The sequence below is a fragment of the Amycolatopsis aidingensis genome, assembly GCF_018885265.1.
GTDB classification, from domain to species: domain Bacteria; phylum Actinomycetota; class Actinomycetes; order Mycobacteriales; family Pseudonocardiaceae; genus Amycolatopsis; species Amycolatopsis aidingensis.
Map to the genome: position 1 here is coordinate 3,612,092 of NZ_CP076538.1, position 19,154 is coordinate 3,631,245.

Genomic DNA, 19,154 nt, shown 5'->3' on the forward strand with positions numbered 1-19,154 from the left:
GGGGTTGGCGACCGGAAGGGGATCTGGGGTGGCGAGCGAGACGTCAGCGGGAGCGACGGGCACGCCGGGTGTGTGGGAGCTGTACACCGGGCAGCCGACGCCGGAAGCGGGCGGCGTGAACTGGGAGGCGTACAGCCACGAGGCGCTGTACCAGATGTTGTGGCAGGACGCTGACGTCGCCGACGTCAGCACCATCGCCGCCGAGTGGTCCGAGCACCGGGCCGCATTGGTCAACCATACCGAGGTGCTGCGCGAGCAGCGGGCCGCGCTGCTGGACAGCTGGCAGGGCAGCGGGGCCGAAGAGGCCGCGCGCAGACTCGCCGCGCTCGCCGACCGGGTCGAGAAGATCGCCGAGCTGGCCCACGCCGGTGAGCAGGCCGCCGAGCAGGCGGCCGACGCGCTGGCGAGGGCACGGGCGATGATGCCTTCGCCGCCGGGCGCCGCGGAGGCGCCCCTGAGCGACGCGGCAGCGAACTGGGCGGACGTCATCGCGGCCCCGCAGGCCGGCGCGCCGGTGAACTGGGCGCCGACCGTACCGACCGCCGACCCCGGCGGCGCCTTCGGTGCGGTGGGCAGTGCCGGGTTCAGCTTCTACCTCGGCGCCGACGCGGCCGACATGCAGAAGCAGCAGGCGGTCCGGGCGATGCAGACCTACGAGTCCAGCCTGACGAACTCGGGCCAGCTGATCGGCACGGCGCAGGACACGATCCCGGCGGCGGCCACGGCGCCGAGCGGCGCTGCCGCACCCTCGTACTCCGGCGCGGCCACGGACGGCCCGCGGTCGTGGCAGAGCCTCGTCGGATCCGGGCACGGCAACGGCGCGCCGACGGTGGCCGGCGCCGCCGTCGGCGCGCTGTCCAGCGGGACGCGCGCCCTCGCCAGGACCGGCCGGGCCGCCGGGATGAGTTATGCCAACCAGCTGGCACCGGGCATGCGGATGGCCGCGATGGAACTGACGGGCGGGCCCGGTGCCGCGGCGGCGCGGGCCGCCGCGGAGGCGGCCGGGGCGCGCCCGGGTGCGATGGGCGGGATGGTGCCGCCCGGTGCAGGCGCGCGCGGCGGATCGGACGAACACGAGCACGAGAACCAGATGCCGACGATCGACCACGAGCTCTTCCCGTTCGAGGAGCCGGACAGCGAGGCGGTCATCGGCCTCGGGCTGGAGGAGTACCGGTGAGCGAAGGGCGCGGAATCGAACTCGAGCTGGACCTGCTGCAGCAGCGGATCACCACGTTGGCCGAGCTTGGCGACCTGACCGGGGAGCTGGTGGCCACCGCGAGCAGGCTGGCCGAGCGGCTGCCGATGCTTGGCACCGCTCCGCCTGCCGTGCAGCTGGCGAGGCTGCTGCGCGCGGCCGCGGGCGGCTCCGGCCTCGCGGGCGAGATCGAGGCGACGGAGCGGGAGGTACGGGAGTACCGGCAACTACTCGACCGTGCCAGGCAGAAATACCTGGAGCACGAGAACCAGTCCGATGAGGACATCCGTGCCAAGGGGGAGTCCGCGACCGACCCGCCGGGGCGGCCCGCATGACGATCACCGCGGAACCGGCAACCGGCCACGGAGTTCCCTTCGGACTGGCCGAACTGGACCTGCTCAGCACCTATGCGGGCAGGCCCCTGCCGTTTCCGCTGCGAGTGCCCTCATGCGGCCGGACGGAGGACGAGCGCAACGGGCTGCTCGCAGCGGCGGGCCGGACGTTGGCCGAGCGTGGCCTGGCCACCGGGCACGGGCCGTCCGGCGCCGCATCGGACCTGGTCACCGTGCTGTGCGAGCACCGGAACGCGATCGATCTCGTCGTGGTCGCCGGTGGCACGGTGGCCGGGGTCGTGGCCATGCTGCACGAGCAACGCGCGGTGGTGTGCCGCCAGTCGATCGGCGGCGCACCGGGACCGGTCACGGTCGCGACCGTCCCGGCGGCCGCGCTGACCGCGCAGTTCACGAAGCAGATCCCGAGCGTGGCGGCCGCGCCTGCCATGCCGGTCACCTTGCCGCCCGGCGTCGTCGGTGCGGTGGCCGGCCTGCTGAGGAGCACGGCAGGCATCGCTTCCCCGTGGAAGCGGATACGCACGTTGGTCCGGGAACGCGGGGGCGGCGACGGCGCTGTCGACGCGCTGGTCAACCTCCTGCCTTCGGTGACGGGGCGGGGGCAGCTCGGGGCCGTCACCCTGCCGGCGGGTGACGGCCCCGTCGAGCGATCCTTTGAACTGTCCTGGTTGGACAGCTCAAAGGGGAGAGTCAGGGTGGACAACGACGCTGACGGCTGGGTGAGCATCAATCCGTTACGGCAGGACGAACTCGTTCAGCTGCTGCGTGCCGCGGCAGCCCCGGCCGGCGGCCAGTCGACACGGTGAGAGGAAGGAAATCAGCATGGATCCAGCACAGTGGCTGGCGGACTACCGCGACCGCCTCGAGCGTGCCGCGCACGGCGCACGGCAGGCCCGGGACAGCCTGCGGGAGGCAGGTGCTACCGCGAGGTCGCCGCGGGGCGAGGTCACGGTGTCGGTGAACGCAGGGGGTGCGCTGGATGAGCTCGCGCTGACACCGGCGGCACGCAAGCTGGAGGCCGACGCACTCGCCGGGCTCATCGTCAGCACCGCACGGGAAGCCCAGCGCCTCGCCTCCGCACGGATGGCCGAGGTGATGGCGGGTTACCTCGGCGACGGCCCCGCACTCACCCAGCTCACCCAGCACCTGCCCGCGGAGGTCGTGCGATGACCATACGGCGGTCGTACGAGGTCGACCCCGGCCAGCTGCGCGCGCACGCGGGCAGGCTGGCCGAACGCGCCGACCGGCTGTCCTCGATCGGCTCCGGGCTGCCTGCCGGAATGGCGGCAGGGTCGCTGGGCGTGTTCCCGCAGTTCATCACGGCGGGACTCGGCGCCGCGATGACCGACACGATGGGCGCCTTCGCGGATACGGCGTCTGCTGTGGACAAGGTGAGCGAGGGGCTGCGGCTGGCGGCCGACCAGTACCAGCGCTCGGACGAGGACCATGCCGCGAACCTCGACGATATCGGGTCGCGCCTGGGGGAGGACATCGGATGAACAGGACGTCGGTTCCGACCCGGGAGCACGCCGGGACCGAGGGTTCGCCGGAGCCCGGCGACTCCGAGCCGTCGGTGGTGGAGATCAACACGGCGCTCGCGGACCTGCGGCTGGCGGGAGCCGCCGTCGACAGCAAGGAATGGCTGTCGGTGGAGCTGGCGGGGGAGCCGGTCGTCTCGCTCGGCATGCTCGGTTCCACGGCGAGCCCGCTGTCCGCACTGGCCAGCGCGGGATGCGACTTCCTCACCCCGATGATCTCCTTCCTCGAGGAGCCGCTCGGCCAGCTGCGTGGCGAGCCGGGTTCGGTGTCGGGCCCAGCCGCCGAGTACGATACCGCCGCGCGGGACGCGAACTCCGTTGCCGACGAGTACAGCGCCACGGTGGACGGTGAAACCGGTGAGTGGGCCGGTGACGCCAAGGCGAACTACGCGGGAACGGCCACCACGCTGACCGAGGGGATCGCGTCGGTGGCCGAGGCAGCGGCGACCAACTCGAAGGCGATGATCGCCGCGGGCGAGGTCGTGGCGCAGGTCGTCGACATCGTCACCCGGTTGATCACCGAGGCGGTCGGCAAGATCGTGCCGATCATGACCGAAGCGATCGCGGCGGCGCCCGCGACGTTCGGGGCGAGTATCGCGCAGGCGATTCCGCGGTGCGTGGCCATCGCCGTCGACTACGGGGGCCGGATCGCTGCCAAGCTGGCCGCCCTGCTCACCAGCGGCGACAACCTCATGCAGCTGGTCAACGGTGCGGTCGGCGCGCTCGAGGTCGTCAGGGAAGGGCTCGGTGTCATCGGCGAACTGGCAGGCGGCCAGGAACCGAAGGCAGTGAGCGGGAACGTCGATTCGACAGAACAGGGGAGAACGACCGAATGACCAGAACGACTCAGCGGTGGCTGGCCGGGATCGTCGTGGGTACCGCCCTCGCCGTCGGTGTGCCCGCCGCACCCGCGTGGGCCGACGAGCACGCGGACACCAGGACCACGCTCGAGGAGTACAACCGGAAGGCAGGACCGGGGGCGGCCGTCCACGCGGGCAAGGGCACCGAGTCATGGACGCTGTCCAGCGGGTCGGCCAGTATCCGCGAGGATCGGCCGATCACCTCGGCCGACCACTTCCGGATCGGCAGCCAGACCAAGACGTTCACCGCGGTCGTGGTGCTCCAGCTGGCCGAAGAAGGTCTTGTCGAACTCGACGCGCCGGTGGAGGAGTACCTGCCCGGTGTGCTCACCATGAACTACGACGGCAACGAGATCACGGTGCGGCAGCTGCTCAACCACACCGCCGGACTGCCACGTGAGCCCAGTGGCGCGGCGCCGGAACCGGATGGTACGTACGAGCTGGCCGCGTTGGTACGAGCGGCGATGGACGATCCTCCGGTGTCCGAGCCCGGCGGATCGCTCAACTACTCCAATGTGGGCTATATGGTGCTCGGCATGCTGATCGAGAAGAGCACCGGCCGGTACGTCGGGGACGCGATCACCGAGCGGATCATCGAGCCGCTCGGGCTCACCGGTACCTCTTTCCCTGCGCCGGGGCAGCGGGCACTGCCGGCACCATACGTGCCGGGCTATCAGGGTGGCCGGTTGCTCGGCATGTTCTTCTGGTTCGACGCGACGACCCTGGTCGAGCTGTCCAGGTGGAGCTCCTCCGGCGCGATGGCGTCCACTATGGAGGACATGGTGCGGTTCTACCGTGCGCTGATGGATGGTGAGCTGGTCTCGGAGCGGATGCTTGCCGACATGCGCACCACCGTGCCGATCGCGCCGGGTTCGCAGGCAGGCTACGGGTTGGGCCTGTACACGCTGCCTCTTTCGTGTGGTGGTGCCGCGTGGGGCCACGACGGCCTGCTGGCCACCGGGCATGCGTCGATCACCATGGTGACCGATGACGGCCGGTTCGCGTCGGTGCTGACCAACGCCAACATCGTCGCGCGAGAGCCTGCGGCCGCCGACGTGGTCGACGCCGCCCTGTGTGAAGGAGAATCCTGATGACCCGGCGTATCACGTTGGCAGCATTCGGCATGGTGTTCGCGCTGGTGAGCGTGCTCGGCCTTACCGGAGCCGCGCCGGGTGCGCAGGCTTCGGTCGCGCCACCGGTTTTCACCGATGGCCACGGGTTGACCGTCGTCAAGCAGCCGTGGTGGGTGGACGCGAACGAGCGCACGTTCAAGTTCGTCGTGCGAACGGACGAAGTGCCTCGGTACTCGGCGATGACCGGACAGGTTTCCGGCGAGCACGTGATCATGGTGACCTTGCCGGAAGGCTACGAGTCCGCTGCCGAGACCCGCTACCCGGTGCAGTACCACCTGCACGGCCATCCCGACTACCCGGACACCGCGCTGAACCAGCAGATGTTCGAGGGTTCCACAGCCGGTGGTGTCCCGCTGATCACCGTGGCTCCCAACGGTTCCGGCCGCGGCTGGTACACGAACTGGGTCAACCCGCCCGCCGAGCTCGGTCCGCAGAACTGGCAGAACTTCCACCTCGATCAGGTGATCCCGTTCGTCGACGCCAACCTGCGGACGGTCGCGACGCGGGAGGGCAGGGCTATCTCCGGACATTCGATGGGCGGCTTCGGCGCGTTCCACTACGCCGAGAGCAGGCCGGAGTTGTTCGGTTACGTCGGAAGCTTCTCCGGCGGGCTCGACCTGCTGAACCAGGTGCAGCGCGCGGCGGTCGTCGGTACCACGCAGCTGCCCGGCAGCGGCACACCGACGGTTCCGCCGGACGCGATCTTCGGAGTGCCGGTGTGGCCGTTCGATACGGTGTGGAACGCGAAAAGCCCCGCGCAGCACGTGGGTCCGCTGCGCGATATGGGCGTGGCGATGTACACCGGTAACGGCGGAAACCTTGCCGACAACCTCCCCCAGGCCGTCGCCGAGCGCGTGGCGCGCGACACCAACCTGGTCACCAGGGACAACCTGGTCGCAGCCGGAATCCCGCATACGTTCGTCGACTACGGCGACGGCAGCACCTGGGCGGATGGCTGCAATGGGAAGCACGCCCAGCCTGCCTGCCTGATGGCGGACATGCGGCACTTCGTGGGGCTGCTCATGGCGGGTCTCAGCCACCCGTAAGCAGTCTGCTCCGCGCCGGGGGAGTGGGTCCCGGGAGCCCACCCGCCATCCGGCGCGGAGTCGGCGGCAAGGCGTTGACAGGGCTGAGGGATGCTGTCATTCTCCCTAACACTTGTTAGGGAAGTTGCCACGATGCTGTCGTGCGCCGCAACGACAAGGCCGATAGCGGCTTGTCCTGTGGAAGGACCATCCTGCTGAGCGAGAACCGTCCTGTCCGTGATCTCACCGCACTGGCCAGGGTCCGTGCGGTGGAACCGCGGCTGCCACCGGGCACCAGCACGGGTACCGAGCTGCGCATCCTGCTGGAGTCGATGCGCCTGTTCGCGCACCATGGCTACCGCGCCACCAGTGTGCGAACGATCGCCACCGCGGTCGGGATCAAAGCTCCCAGCCTGTACGAGCATTTCCCCGCCAAGGAGGACATCCTGGCTCGGATCGTCCTGATCGGGCACCGTGCTCTGCTGACCGCGTGTGAGCGCGCGCTCGCCGATTGTGGCCCCGACCCGGTCAGCCAGGTCCGGGAGCTGGTGCGTACCCATGTGCTCAACCACGTCAGCTACCCGTTGCTGGCCATCGTCACCAACGACGAACTGCATCATCTCTCCCCTGCGCGTGCCGCGGAGGCGCTCACACTCCGAGAACGTACCGAGCACATCGCCATCGAAGCGGGCCGTCGTGGCGTCGACCAAGGGCTGTTCGACGGTACCGAGCTCGTCGCCACCACGGCGGCGATCTCGAGCATGGGTGTGCGGGCGCCCTACTGGTTCACCCCCACCCCCGAGTACGGGCCAGCCGACCTCGCCAACGCCTACGCCGAGCTGGCGGTTCGGATGCTGCGGCCCGGATCCCCGCGCGGCCATGCTGATCGAGGCGCCTGACCGATGTGGACCTGTGCTCACCTCGCCGACGAGGGCCACTGCCGGGCGCGCGCCCGGACCGAGCTGACCAGCTACGTCGGCAGGAAGGAAGAGGATGCCGAGGTTCGCAGGCTGCTCGGTATCGCGCGGCTGGTCACCTTGACCGGTCCGGGCGGTGTGGGAAAGACCCGCCTGGCCGAACACAGCGCGGCCACGGTCAGCCGGGCGTTCGCCGACGGCGTCCTCGGCGTGGCACTCGCCGAGGTGCGCGACGCAAGCCTGCTCACCGGGCTGATCGTGCACCGGCTGGGCCTGCACGACCGGTCGCACCAGCCCGCTCTGGACACCGTCGCCGACTATCTGCGCGAGAAACAACTGCTGCTCGTGCTCGACAACTGCGAGCATCTAGCCGAGGGCTGCGCGGAGCTGGTCAGCACGCTGCTGGCCCGCTGCCCGCGACTGGTGGTGCTGGCCACCAGCCGCAGATCCCTCGGGGTGGCCGGTGAGCACGTCCACACGGTGGCACCGCTGAGCGTCCCACCCGAACACGTCACATCCGCGCATGCGCTGGCGGCCCGCGATGCCGTTCAGCTGTTCGTCGAGCGAGCTCGGTCGGTAGTGCCCTCGTTCCGGCTGACCGAGGACAACGGGCCGGACGTGGCCCGGGTGTGCCGCCAGGTGGACGGGCTGCCGCTGGGCATCGAGCTCGCCGCCGCTCGCATCCGGGCATTGTCACCGCGGCAGATCGCGCAGCGGCTGGACGATCGTCTGGCCCTGCTGACCACCGGTGCCCGCACCGTGCCGGAACGGCAGCGGACGCTGCGGGCCACAGTGGACTGGAGCTTCGCGTTGTGCACCGAGACCGAACGCGCGGTGTGGTCGCGGTGCTCGGTGTTCGCCGGTTCGTTCGACCTGGCCGCGGCGGAGTACGTCTGTGCGGGATCCGGCGTGCACGATGACGAGGTGCTTGCCGCCGTGGACAGCCTGATCGACATGTCCGTGCTGCTGCGCGAGGACGGCGTCACCACGGTGCGTTACCGGATGCTGGAGACGTTGCGCGACTACGGCCACCAGCGGCTGGTCGCCCAGAACGCGGGCACCGAAGTCGCCCGCCGGCACCGGGACTACTACTTCCAGCTGACCGAGGACGCCGACGCCGGATGGTTCGGGCCGCGCCAGCGGGACTGGATGGACCGGCTGCGCGCCGAGCACGCGAACCTCCGCGTCGCGTTGGCCTGGTCGCTCACCGAGCCCGGCGAGGCCACCGTGGCGCTGCGTATGGCGACCCGCGTGTCCGAGTACCTGGTGATGAGCGGCGCCCCACGCGAAGCCCGTGAGTGGATCGATCGCGCGCTGTCCGCCGTGCCCGAGGACGAGCCTGGGCGGGCGCTCGCGCTGAGCACATCGGCACTGTGCGCGCTGTTCCATTCCGACCTGCCGCTGGCCCGGGTGCGGCTGGACGAGGCGGGCGAGCTCGACGCGGCGGAGGCTCACGCCCACCTGAGCTACGTGCGTAGCTTCGCCGCGATGCTGAGCACCGAACCAGCAGTGGAACTGGCCGCGGAGGCGGTGCGGGCCTTCGCCGAACGGGGCGAGACCCGCGCGCAGATGCATCCGCTGTTCATCCTCGGCATCTCGGTGGCCTACCGCGGTGACCTCGACTTGGCGCGGGCCCTGCTGCGGCAGATGCTGTCGTTGTGTGAAGACGCCGGTGACAGCCACTACCGTTCGATGGCTTTGTTCGGGATCGGCGTCGTCGAGGTGTGGTTCGGCGACGCGGACGTCGCCGAGGAGGCGATGTGCGAGGCGCTGCGGATCGACCTGCGCACCGGCGACCGGCTCTCCGCCGCTTACCGGGTCGACGGGCTGGCCTGGGTCGCGGCGCGCCAAGGCAGGTACGCACGGGCGGCGCGGCTGTTCGGCGCGGCGGCGACGATGTGGGAGCGTTGCGGAGCGGCACCTGATGTCGCCGTGTCGATCCCGCACCGGGGCTTTCGCGACGCCACGCGCGATGCGCTCGGCATCGACCGGTTCGAGTGCGTGTTCGCCGAGGGCCGGTCGCTGACCCCGGCCGACGTCGCCCCCGGGGTGAGCGAGAACGACCCTTCGGGGGTGTCGGGTGTCCATCATTCTTCGTCACCGCTCACTCACCGGGAGGCAGAGGTCGCCGATCTGGTCGCAGCCGGAATGACGAACCGGGAAATCGCGCGCCGCCTGGTCATAGCCCAGCGTACGGCCGACACCCACGTTCAGCACATCCTGACGAAGCTGGATCTGAGCAACCGCACACAGCTCACCGCGTGGGTCGTCGAACGCCGCGCGGTCCACGACGGGAACTGAGCCCGCGGACCGCGCGGCGTCCCGTCACGCCAGTGCCGCCACCAACAGCCCGGCGACCTTGTCGTCTCGCAACATCGCGAGATGACTGACTCCGGGCACCTTGATGTTGTGCACGCCGTCCAGCACTGAACTGGTGGCCGGCATGACCACGCCGTCGTTCGGGGACCAGATCACCGTGCCTTCGACGTCGCCGGGCAACGTCCCGCCAGCGTTGAGTTTCGTGATGAATCCGGACCCGGGCTGCATTTCGCGACAGGTCACTCGCCACGCGCAGAGGAATGCGCTGAACGTGCCGTTGTTGGGGCCGGCCAGCGACACCCAGTCATCCACGTGCCCCCCGCACGCGCCGTACTTGATGCAGTAGCGGCTGTTGAGGCTGCCCATCGAGTGCCCCACCACGTCCACAGTCGACGCGCCAGTACGGGCCAAAACCTCATCGACCTTCGCGCCGAGTTGCTCCGCGGTGACGACATTGGACTGCGTCCTCGAGTCGTACCCGAGCGTGAAGACCTGATCGTCGATATACCCGGCCTGCTTCAACGAGACCGTCACCTCGCCCCAGTTGCCCGGGCTGCCGTACAACCCGTGAACCAGAATCACCGGATCTCTCTCGGCAGCTGCCGGCGAAACCGCCGCTGCGGGGATCCACGACTGGACGGTGAGTCCGACGGCAGCCACAACAGCGACCGCGACGGCCGCGGCGCTGCGACGCGTACGTTTCATGACACCTTCTCCTCAAATTCCGGCCCGGCCCCTCACGGCCCCGGCCACAGACATCCACCGTCATGTGTTCGTGCGCCCACGACATCGCCAGAACTACGTAGCCCCGCCCCTACGTACGCGCCTCGCCCTGATGTCGGTCGGGAAGAACCGACGTGACAGGGAGATCGGCAGCATTCGCGGTCGCTAGGAACCTCGAGTGCCGTGTATAACGACCTATACGGTCACGCTGTGTGCACCTCACAACGATTGCGTTGCATGCCGCCGCAGACTCGACCGGTCCCAATGCCCTAGTCGAGGCCGGCGAAGGCCGGACCGGCCGATGTTCCGCCCCGTGCACTCGGTTGCTTGACACACCCACCAGTCATTCATACGTTTGCTGTCACTTTGTATGAATGACTGGGAGTTGATCCGTATGCGGCTCGGCAAGACCGCCGTCGTTCTTGGCGGCAGTGCCGCCGGTCTGTGCACCGCGGGGGCGCTCGCCCCGCACTTCGACCAGGTACTGGTGCTGGAACGCGATGAGCTTCCGGCAGAGGCCGAGCACCGACGTGGTGTGCCGCAGAGCAAACACCCGCACTTCCTGCTGAACTCGGGGCGTCGCGCGATCGGGGCGCTGTTCCCCGGTTTCGAGGACGACCTAATCGCTGCGGGCGGGCTGCATCTGATGCCGTCCATGGACGCCGCGTATCTCGACGGCGAGGGCTGGTCGGCACGCAAGCGCAGCTCGATGACGATGATCTACAGTTCGCGGATCCTTATTGAGCGGGTGTTGCGCGACCAGGTGCGAGCGCTGGCCAACGTGGTCATCCGCGAAGGTGCCGCGGTGAGTGGCCTGACCGTGCGGGGTGGCGGCACCCGCGACGGGGCGGTCACCGGGGTCGGCTTCGCCACGTCCACAGGCGAGGAGCACATCGACGCCGACTTCGTGGTGGACGCGATGGGCCGCGGCTCCTCGGTCGGCAACTGGCTGGTGGCCGCGGGCTGGCCCGAGCCCGAGGTGCGGACGCTCGACGCCAAGGTCACCTACACCTCGCGCTGGTATGACCTGCCCTCATCCGCGGAGCGGCCTGGCTCCTGGTGGTGGCAGCACCTGGTGATCATGCCAACCCCCGACAAGGGTGAGCACCCTGCCGAGCACGAGTTCCTGGTCAACTTCTTCCCGATCGAGGGGAACCGTGTGATCGCCTGCATGGGCTCATGGGGACTCGAGATGCCGCGCACCACCGACGCGTTCGTCGAATCGGCCCGCCGAGTGCGGACGCCGTTGTTCGCGGCCGCGATGGACCGGTGTGCTCCCACCTCGGAGGTTCATCTGACCCGGTCGACCGGCAACAAGTGGCGACGCTACGACTGCCTGCGTACGCCTCCGCGGGGTCTGGTTTTCATCGGCGACTCGATCTGCGCGTTCAACCCGTTCTACGCACAAGGCATCAGTTCCGCGTCGGGTTCGGCACTCTTGTTGCGCGAGCACCTCTCCCGCGCCGAACGGCTCGACGCGGGGTTCTTCTCACGGTTCCTCAAAGCGCAGCGCAAACTGCTCGACGTGCCGTGGCGCCTGGCGATGGCCAGGGACCAGAGTTACGAATGTGCGGTGGGTACCGAGAAGTTGCCTGAGTGGAGACGTCGCATCCTCGCGGCCGTGTCTGGTCCGGCGTTCAGCCTCATCGTGGGTGCCGCCCGTGAGGACGAAGTTGTCGATGAGCACTTCGCCAAGGTGTTCAATCTCGACGAGTCGCTGGGGGACATGCTGCGGAATCCGCGGGTGATCGCGGGACTCGTGGGTTACCGCATGCGCGCTGCGCTGGGTCGGCACCGGGTTCCCTTCGGGTTCGATCCCCAAGCCGAACCACCGGCCACCGACTACTCACCGGAGGGCACCGACAGTGCCATTACGTCGGCTGTTGCACGATGAGCGCCGTGTGCGGTCCGGACGCGGAGGCACTCACCCGCGACCTCGGTTTCGACTGCCACGACGTCTCCCCGGTGGTCTCGATCCGCTTCCCCTGGGATCTCGCACACTGGACGATGCCGCTGCTCGAGCTGCTTGTCATCGGCGGCGCCGTTTTCGCCCTGGTGCACGCCGTCCGCCGCCACCGCGCGGGCGATCCGGTCAACCTGGCACTGTGGTGGGCCTCGCTGGTCTACCTCTTCGTGACCGAGCCGCCGCTGTACTTCCCGGAGTGGTTCGGTCTCGACGAGCTGTACGGTTTCATCTTCGCCCACAACCAGTTCACCGTGCAGTTCATGGGGGACCGGTTGCCGCTCTACATCGTCGCGTTCTATCCGGTGATCAGTCAGGTCGCCTACGAACTCGTGCGGTCGCTCGGGATCTTCCGGCGCCGTGGCGCGCTGGCCGGGTCGGTGGCCGTCGCGTTCGTCTGCCAGGTGTTCTACGAGGTTTTCGATCACCTTGGCCCGCAGCTCAAGTGGTGGGCCTGGAACATGGACAACCACATCGTCAACCACCCCGCCGTGGCGGCAGTGCCGATGAACAGCATGCTGTTGTTCGCGTCCGTCTCGATGGCGGCCATGACCTATCTGGTCGTGCGTCTGGTCGGTGGCCCGGCGGCGGACGGTGCCCCGCGACGCGGGTTGTCACTGGTGCTGCGAACCGTGGTGGCCGGGGTCCTCACACCGCCGACCATGGCGGTCGCCGGCATCCCGTCGGGCTTCTTCGGCGGGGACGATCCCAACACCGCTGCGCAGGCCTGGGTTCTCGGCATCGAGCTGGCCCTGATCTGGCTGGTCGGCGCCTGGATCCTCGTCTCGCACTTGAGGTCTCCGGACCCTGGGACGGGCGAGCCCCTGTCCACCTTCGCGCGGTTCTACCCCGCCGCCTACCTGGGTGGAATGGCCGTGTTCTGGATCAGTGCCCTGCCCGCGTACTTCGCCGCGGATAATGGCATCACCGGTGACGGCACCCCGGTCGGAAGCGGGCCTTACGCGTTCGCCTGCTTCCTCGGGGCGGGTCTGTTGCTGACCGCGCTGTATCGGAAGGGCCTCGTGCGCCGGAGGGCACCTACCCCGTGTGAGCTATCCGGCTCGGGGGATAATGGAGCGCATGGGGCATCACGGATGGCAGGGCAACCCGCCCGGTACCGAAGACGAGGCACATCGTCGGATCATCGAGGCGGCAACGGCGTGTCTCGACCGTGTGGGGCTCGCCAAAACCAGCCTCTCCGACGTCGCCGCCGAGGCCGGTGTGACCCGGCAGACCGTCTACCGTTACTTTCCGGGTCTGAAAGACATTCTCCGTGCTGTGGCCCTGGCCGGCGTCGAAGAGTTCGCCGGGCGGATGGAACAGCACCTGGCTTCATGTGGCAGCGCCGCGGAAGCTGCCGCGGAATCGGTGGTGTTCGCCGTCCGGACGATCCCCGACGAGCCCTACCTGGGCCTGCTCTTAAAGGCGGGCGAAGCCGACTTCTTCACCGACGGAGTCATCTCTTCCTTGTCCTTCTCCTATGGCGCGCGGATCCTCCGCAACGTGCCGGTCGACTGGTCCGCCGTCGGCGTCACCACCGACGAGGACCTCCAGGGACTCGCCGAGATCCTGATGCGGCTCTTCATGTCCTTTCTGCAGTACCCCTCGACGCCAGCACTCACCGACGACGGACTGCGGACTCTCATCCGCCGCTGGGTCGGACCAGCCCTGCGCGGCTAGCCACAAGGCACCCGTCGCTGCGGAACCTCCAACGCGACGACATCAGCCGTTCGACCTCGCTGTGCCGCACACATTGCCCTGTCTGAACTGGCTGAACCTCGCCAGACCGGACGGCGGCAAGGTGCCGACTGCGCGACACCGGCCGGCTACCGGCCTGGCTCGCAGGGGCGTTCACCACCGCGCTGTGCATGACCGCCGGGCACGGCTCACGCCAGGCCCAGCAGCTGTTCCAGTACTGCGGCACCGCCGCCGACATCGAGCGGGGTGACCTGGGTGTGCTGGTCTGCGATGACACACATCAGCTGCGCGCCACCTCGAACACCCAGCTACCCCCGGCCACACCCCAGCAGCAGCTCGACGCGGTCGCTGACGAGCTCAACGACCGTCCTCGGCAGACGCTGGGCTGGCGCAAGCCGACAGAAGCGTTCAATAAACTCTTGCTAGACTCACCAAAAGTGCACTGACCATTTGACGCCAAGTAGAACCGACGAGCTGGTCGTCGTGGATCAACCTGGGCCATGCGGAGGTCGTCGGATAGACATGACCGAGGAGTCCGGACGGACGTCGGATACCTATCCACGCACGTGCGGGCAGGATCACAACTCAGCACCGTGCGCGGTCATCGGCATGAGAATGTTGATTGGCCGCCGTGCGAGCGCGCAGACTCAGGATCGAAGCCGTCGTTCACCAGTGACTCCAGCAGACTGCCCAGGCCCGCGAACTGCCCGGCGGAGTCACCACCGGTTGCCCGGTAGACCGGCCCGTGCAGCTCCAGAAGAGGGGCGTACCGCGGCGTCGATCTTGGGAACCACCAGATGGGAGGCGGCTTCGAGCTCGGCGCCCCAGGCCAGTTTTATTCCCCTGGCGAGGGTGGCCGTGGCATCGTAGGTTGGCCCCGGTTCGACATACCGAGCAGGACCCACCGATCGGGAGCTTGCTGGCGAGGTGTGCGAGTCGGCGCGTCGAGCAATGGTCCTGAGTGGACAGTTCCGCCGGTAGTTGGTCGCCCGTTTGGGAGCCAGAATGGTGTCTAGGGTGGAGTTGTTTGCAGCGATCAGGTGGGATGCCCCGGTAGAGACGCTCCGGAGTTACAGGAGTACCACGGATCGTAGGACCTCACGGTGCTGCAGCTTTGCCAACGCCTGTTCCACCTGGCCCAGCGCGATCGTTTCGGTGACGAAGGCGTCCAGGTCGAGCTGGCCTTGGCGGTAGAGTCCGATGAGAGCGGGGAAGTCGCGTGAGGGAAGGCAGTCGCCGTACCAGGAAGATTTGAGCGAGCCACCGCGAACGCGCAACTCCAGCAGCGGCATATCCACCCGCATATCGGGCGTGGGCACGCCGAGCATGACGACCGTCCCCGCCTGGTCGCGGGCGTAGAACGCCTGTTTCCAGGTTTCGGGACGGCCCACGGCGTCGATGACGACATCCGCGCCGAACCCGCCGGTGAGTTCCCGGATCCGCGGCACCGGGTCGGCGGAACTCGCATCGACCGTGTGCGTAGCACCGAACCTCCTGGCCCACTCCAGTCTCCGAGGACCCGTGTCGACGGCGATGATGGTGGTCGCACCAGCCAGCCGGGCCCCCGCCACAGCCGCGCTGCCCAGGCTGTCGCAGCCGATGACCGCGACGCTGTCACCGCGCTCCACCGCGCCGGTGTGCAGCGCCGCGCCGATTCCGGTCATGACCCCGCAGCCGAGCAGAGCGGCCGCGATGGGAGAGACGTCGGGCTCGACCTTGGTGCATTGCCTGGTGTGCACGAGGGTCTTCTCGGCGAGGGCACCGAGACCGAGAACCGGGGTGAGCGGGGTCCCGTCGGTGAGCGTCATGGGTTGGGCGGCGGTGAGCGGCGAGACGCAGTTCCAGAGCTTGCCTTTGCGGCAGGCACGGCAGGTTCCACACACGGCGCGCCAGTTCAGGACCACCAAGTCACCCGGCTCGACCTCGGTCACACCCTTCCCCACGGCTTCCACCACACCTGCGGCTTCATGCCCGAGCAGGAACGGGAACGCGTCGTCGACGATGCCTTCCCGATAGTTCAGGTCGGTATGGCACAACCCGCACGCCCGCACCCGCACCAGTACCTCATCAGGCCCCGGATCTGGCACAACGACCTCGGCCATCTCGACCGGCGCCTGCTTCCACCGTGCGATCACGCCACGAACCGTCTGCGCCATGGCTCCCTCTCCTCAATCACCTCGGAGCACGACAGCCGACAGCCGCAGAACATCGCGCAGTGCATCCCGTCCGAGCAGCAACATCGCGAAACCGTGCACAGAGGTCCACTTGACCTCCTAGGCCCAGCCCGCGTACTCCGGGAGCCGCCGCGCCACGGCCAGCATCGGCTCCACCAGCCCCGGACACACGGCGGACATGACCGACACCGTAAGCCGATCATGCCGATTGCCGCACGGCCAATAACTCGCCCGGGTGACCCACCAGCATCCCTGGGCGGGATGCGTGTTCATGCGCCAGACCATAGCTGGGATCGATGAGTAATGTCAGTTGGATGTTGACTGCGAATGTGCTCGTGACCAGTAGTCTCGAGGTTCCTGGTAGCTGGTCAAGGCCGGGCGTGACCCGGTGGCCGTCTGCGCCGCCGTCATGACGAGAATTCGGCGGGTTCAAATTGTCGGTATAAAATTGACGGAGATGCTTGAGACCGGGGCTTGTTGATCATAAGGAGTCCGGGTGAGTGAGCCCCAGTTGGACCGCCAGGTGCGTCGGCGCCTGGCGGTCTTGCGTCACGTCGAGGAAGTGTCCGGGAACGTGGCCATGACCTACCGGTATTTCGGCATCAGCCGACCGGCCTACTACACCTGGCTGCGTCGCTACGAGGCCGACGGCGTCGACGGGCTGCGCGACCGCTCAAGGCGGCCGCGAACCAGCCCGAACGCCACCCACGTGGATGTCGTCGAGAAGATCGTCCACCTACGGCAGCACTATCACTTCGGCCCAGGCAAGGTTCAGATGTACCTCAGGCGTTATCACGACGTCGACATCAGCAGGTCCGGCGTGTGGCGCATCCTGCACCGCCTGGACATGGGGCGGCTACCCGCCTCACAGCGGTATAAACGGCGCGACCTGCGGTGGAAGCGCTACGAGAAGCAGCGCCCCGGCCACCAGGTCCAGGTCGACGTCAAGTTCGTCGAACCCTTGCCCAAGGCCGGCAAGACCGGCGTCTCGCTCAAGCCGGTCGGGCGGCGCGGCAAGTTCTACCAGTTCACCGCGATCGACGACTGCACCCGGCTGCGGGTGCTCACGATCTACCCGCGCAACAACCAGAAGACCGCGATCCAGTTCCTCGACTACGTGCTCTCGCAGCTGCCCTTCGCCGTCGAGACGATCCAGACCGACAACGGAGCCGAGTTCCCGTCGGTCTTCCACTGGCACGTACTGGACAAAGGCATCCAGCACCGCTATATCAAGCCCCGCACGCCCCGGCTGAACGGAAAGGTCGAGCGATCCCACCGTATTGATACCGAAGAGTTCTACCGGCTCCTGGACGGCGCCGTCATCGACGACGCCAACGTCTTCAACGCCAAGCTCAAGGAGTGGCAGGACTACTACAACTTCGGCCGACCTCACGGCGGACTCGACGGCCAGGCTCCGTATGAGAGACTGCGCCAGAAGACACAAGTCGAGACCCCGGCCGTGTAGTTGATCTGTGTCAGCCGCACACCGGCATCTGCTTGAGATGTCTCGCGAACGAACGTTTCCGGACATATTGCCAGGTTTTCAGGTACGAGACGGGGCCGATCGACGGCCGGTTCATTTCCTGCTGTCGATGAGGAGCAATCCGGCGGTCAGGCGACGTGCTCGCTGGAGGGGGTCGGGCACGGTTTGGAGCAGCAACGCTGTGATCGTGCCTTCGTAGATCACCACGATGTCCGCGGCGATCTGTTCTGGCTCGGCTGCGCCGGCTTCGCTGGCGAGTTCGGTCAGGCGTTGGCGAAGGTGTGTCTTGTGTCGGGCGATCGCGGCAATCGCGGGGTGGTCGACGTCGGTGATCTCGACAGCAGCGTCGACCTGCGCGCAGCCCCGGTAGCGGTCCTCAGTGACCCACCATCGCTCCAGGGCATCAAAGATCGCCACGACGCGCTGCTCAGGGGCGGCGGCGATGGCGGCCTCCCAGTCCACGCGCCATCGACGGTCCCGCTCTTCCAGGTAGGCGGCCACGAGCCGGTCTTTGCCCCCGAAGTGCTTATAGAGCGTGGCCAGGGCTACACCGGCGCGTTCAACGATTGCGTCGATGCCGGTGGCGTTGATGCCGCGGGTGTAGAACAGCTCGCCGGCGGCGGTGAGCAGGCGTTCGCGGGCCGGGGGCGAAGGTTGCGCGTCAAGCACCATCAGGCTAGTGTAACGGTCGTTCTAGTAGAACGACCGTTACGCCCTCGGGAGGGGGAGTTGTGCCTGAACTCTTGGACAGTGAGGTCATCCTCAACGGCGTACGTCTGGCCTACCGCGATCGCGGTACCGGTGAGCCGGTGGTGTTCCTGCACGGCACACCGTCGCACTCGTTCATCTGGCGTGACGTTGTTCCCGAGGTCGAGCGAGCAGGCTATCGAGTCGTGCTGTTCGACTTGCTGGGATACGGCCAATCGGAACGGCCGCTGACTCATGACACCTCTGTGCGCGGGCAAGTCGACGTTCTTCAGACGCTGCTGCAGCACCTGGGAATCGACCAGTTCTGCCTGGTCGCCCACGACATTGGCGGTGCCATTGCTCAACTCCTGGCCACGGCTCAGCCTCAACGCGTGCGCCGGCTGATGCTCATCGACACGGTCAGCTACGACTCCTGGCCCTCGGAGACCTGGCAGGCGATCATTCGCGATCACCTCCAGGACTACGCTGCCATGTCGGCGAGTGACTTCGAAGCGATGCTGACCAGACAACTGCAGATGACCGTGGCGACCCCGGATCGCATGAGTGGCGCGGTGCTGGAGGCCTACCTCGCTCCGCACCGGTTCGCGCTGGGCCGGGCCTCGTTCTTCGAGCATCAAGTCCGGCACTACGACTCCAGCTCCACACAGCAGGTCGTGCCCGCGCTGGCGCAATTGACCATGCCGGTGCGTCTGCTGTGGGGAGCCCAAGACGCCTGGCAACCAATCACCTACGCCAAGCGACTCGCCGCAGACATCCCGGGCTCGGAGCTGGTCGTGATCGACAACGGCGGCCACTTCCTCATGGAAGATCAACCAGCACGCGTCCGCAGTGAGATCCTCGACTTCCTGTGAGGATCCGTCAACGAGACGGGTCGGTAGGTCGAGGCGGCCTCGTCGTCGCACCGGTACGGCCGGATCGAGCCGATGTTCTCCAGCGGGGCAGTAGCCGGAACCCGAGCAGTTCGGTGAAGGCGAAGCCAACGATGCTGACGCCGTGGGTGTCGACGTAGTTGGCCTCTATCTCGGCATCGGTGCAGTGCCGCAACAGGGCTTCGATCATCGCCGCGAC

19 protein-coding genes and 1 pseudogene are annotated in these 19,154 nt (G+C 67.9%); 16 read left to right on the forward strand and 4 right to left on the reverse strand.

The window, feature by feature from the left end:
* Positions 1 to 28 precede the first annotated feature (28 nt).
* The 10 genes from KOI47_RS16525 to KOI47_RS16570 all read left to right on the forward strand — a co-directional run bounded on the left by KOI47_RS16525 (position 29) and on the right by KOI47_RS16570 (position 9,319).
* Positions 29 to 1,177, forward strand: coding sequence for a hypothetical protein (locus tag KOI47_RS16525; protein WP_216216830.1), 1,149 nt, complete (start codon positions 29 to 31; stop codon positions 1,175 to 1,177).
* Positions 1,174 to 1,530, forward strand: a complete 357-nt coding sequence (locus tag KOI47_RS16530; RefSeq protein ID WP_216216831.1) for a hypothetical protein — start codon at positions 1,174 to 1,176, stop codon at positions 1,528 to 1,530. Before KOI47_RS16525 ends, KOI47_RS16530 begins: the two co-directional genes overlap by 4 nt.
* Entirely contained in the window at positions 1,527 to 2,351 is an 825-nt protein-coding gene (locus tag KOI47_RS16535; RefSeq protein ID WP_216216832.1) for an ESX secretion-associated protein EspG, read from the forward strand. Before KOI47_RS16530 ends, KOI47_RS16535 begins: the two co-directional genes overlap by 4 nt.
* Positions 2,352 to 2,367: 16 nt before the next feature.
* A complete protein-coding gene (locus KOI47_RS16540; protein WP_216216833.1) occupies positions 2,368 to 2,715 on the forward strand; it encodes a YbaB/EbfC family nucleoid-associated protein in 348 nt (115 codons plus the stop codon).
* The gene (locus KOI47_RS16545) at positions 2,712 to 3,044 is read left to right on the forward strand and encodes a type VII secretion target (RefSeq protein WP_216216834.1); all 333 of its coding nucleotides are present in this window, start codon (positions 2,712 to 2,714) and stop codon (positions 3,042 to 3,044) included. The genes KOI47_RS16540 and KOI47_RS16545 overlap by 4 nt, the downstream gene beginning before the upstream one ends.
* Entirely contained in the window at positions 3,041 to 3,919 is an 879-nt protein-coding gene (locus tag KOI47_RS16550) for a WXG100 family type VII secretion target (protein ID WP_232376784.1), read from the forward strand. Before KOI47_RS16545 ends, KOI47_RS16550 begins: the two co-directional genes overlap by 4 nt.
* Complete coding sequence (locus KOI47_RS16555; RefSeq protein ID WP_216216835.1) at positions 3,916 to 5,034, forward strand: serine hydrolase domain-containing protein; 1,119 nt, start codon at positions 3,916 to 3,918, stop codon at positions 5,032 to 5,034. The genes KOI47_RS16550 and KOI47_RS16555 overlap by 4 nt, the downstream gene beginning before the upstream one ends.
* A complete protein-coding gene (locus KOI47_RS16560; RefSeq protein WP_216216836.1) occupies positions 5,034 to 6,122 on the forward strand; it encodes an alpha/beta hydrolase in 1,089 nt (362 codons plus the stop codon). Before KOI47_RS16555 ends, KOI47_RS16560 begins: the two co-directional genes overlap by 1 nt.
* 140 nt (positions 6,123 to 6,262) lie before the next feature.
* The gene (locus tag KOI47_RS16565) at positions 6,263 to 7,000 is read left to right on the forward strand and encodes a TetR/AcrR family transcriptional regulator (protein WP_216216837.1); all 738 of its coding nucleotides are present in this window, start codon (positions 6,263 to 6,265) and stop codon (positions 6,998 to 7,000) included.
* A 3-nt stretch (positions 7,001 to 7,003) separates the two neighbouring features.
* Positions 7,004 to 9,319, forward strand: coding sequence for an ATP-binding protein (locus KOI47_RS16570; protein ID WP_216216838.1), 2,316 nt, complete (start codon positions 7,004 to 7,006; stop codon positions 9,317 to 9,319).
* 24 nt (positions 9,320 to 9,343) lie between these two features.
* On the opposite strand, the gene KOI47_RS16575 is transcribed toward KOI47_RS16570, so the two are convergent.
* Positions 9,344 to 10,042, reverse strand: coding sequence for an esterase/lipase family protein (locus KOI47_RS16575; RefSeq protein WP_216216839.1), 699 nt, complete (start codon positions 10,040 to 10,042; stop codon positions 9,344 to 9,346).
* Between the two features lie 412 nt (positions 10,043 to 10,454).
* Here KOI47_RS16575 and KOI47_RS16580 point away from each other — a divergent pair, with 412 nt between their 5' ends.
* From KOI47_RS16580 to KOI47_RS36625, 4 genes and pseudogenes are all read left to right on the forward strand, one after another.
* The gene (locus KOI47_RS16580; RefSeq protein WP_216217341.1) at positions 10,455 to 11,954 is read left to right on the forward strand and encodes an FAD-dependent oxidoreductase; all 1,500 of its coding nucleotides are present in this window, start codon (positions 10,455 to 10,457) and stop codon (positions 11,952 to 11,954) included.
* Positions 11,951 to 13,063, forward strand: a pseudogene (locus KOI47_RS35660) (hypothetical protein); the annotation flags it as partial. The gene KOI47_RS16580 and the pseudogene KOI47_RS35660, both read left to right, overlap by 4 nt.
* A 40-nt stretch (positions 13,064 to 13,103) precedes the next feature.
* Positions 13,104 to 13,703, forward strand: a complete 600-nt coding sequence (locus KOI47_RS16590) for a TetR/AcrR family transcriptional regulator (protein WP_216216841.1) — start codon at positions 13,104 to 13,106, stop codon at positions 13,701 to 13,703.
* A gap of 188 nt (positions 13,704 to 13,891) precedes the next feature.
* Positions 13,892 to 14,167 (forward strand): hypothetical protein, encoded by a 276-nt coding sequence (locus tag KOI47_RS36625; protein ID WP_456319002.1) that lies wholly within the window; start codon positions 13,892 to 13,894, stop codon positions 14,165 to 14,167.
* 624 nt (positions 14,168 to 14,791) lie between these two features.
* Here the strand turns inward: KOI47_RS36625 and KOI47_RS16600 are convergent.
* A complete protein-coding gene (locus tag KOI47_RS16600; RefSeq protein ID WP_216216842.1) occupies positions 14,792 to 15,877 on the reverse strand; it encodes an S-(hydroxymethyl)mycothiol dehydrogenase in 1,086 nt (361 codons plus the stop codon).
* Between the two features lie 514 nt (positions 15,878 to 16,391).
* On the opposite strand from KOI47_RS16600, the gene KOI47_RS16605 reads away from it, so the two are divergent.
* Entirely contained in the window at positions 16,392 to 17,360 is a 969-nt protein-coding gene (locus KOI47_RS16605) for an IS481 family transposase (protein ID WP_216216843.1), read from the forward strand.
* 111 nt (positions 17,361 to 17,471) lie between these two features.
* Here the strand turns inward: KOI47_RS16605 and KOI47_RS16610 are convergent, their stop codons facing one another.
* A complete protein-coding gene (locus KOI47_RS16610; RefSeq protein ID WP_216216844.1) occupies positions 17,472 to 18,050 on the reverse strand; it encodes a TetR/AcrR family transcriptional regulator in 579 nt (192 codons plus the stop codon).
* Positions 18,051 to 18,109: 59 nt separating this feature from the next.
* Here KOI47_RS16610 and KOI47_RS16615 point away from each other — a divergent pair, with 59 nt between their 5' ends.
* Complete coding sequence (locus KOI47_RS16615) at positions 18,110 to 18,937, forward strand: alpha/beta fold hydrolase (protein WP_232376785.1); 828 nt, start codon at positions 18,110 to 18,112, stop codon at positions 18,935 to 18,937.
* A gap of 7 nt (positions 18,938 to 18,944) precedes the next feature.
* On the opposite strand, the gene KOI47_RS36425 is transcribed toward KOI47_RS16615, so the two are convergent.
* On the reverse strand, positions 18,945 to 19,145 hold the full coding sequence (locus KOI47_RS36425; protein ID WP_408629914.1) for a Tn3 family transposase: 201 nt from the start codon (positions 19,143 to 19,145) through the stop codon (positions 18,945 to 18,947).
* Between the last annotated feature and the right edge of the window lie 9 nt (positions 19,146 to 19,154).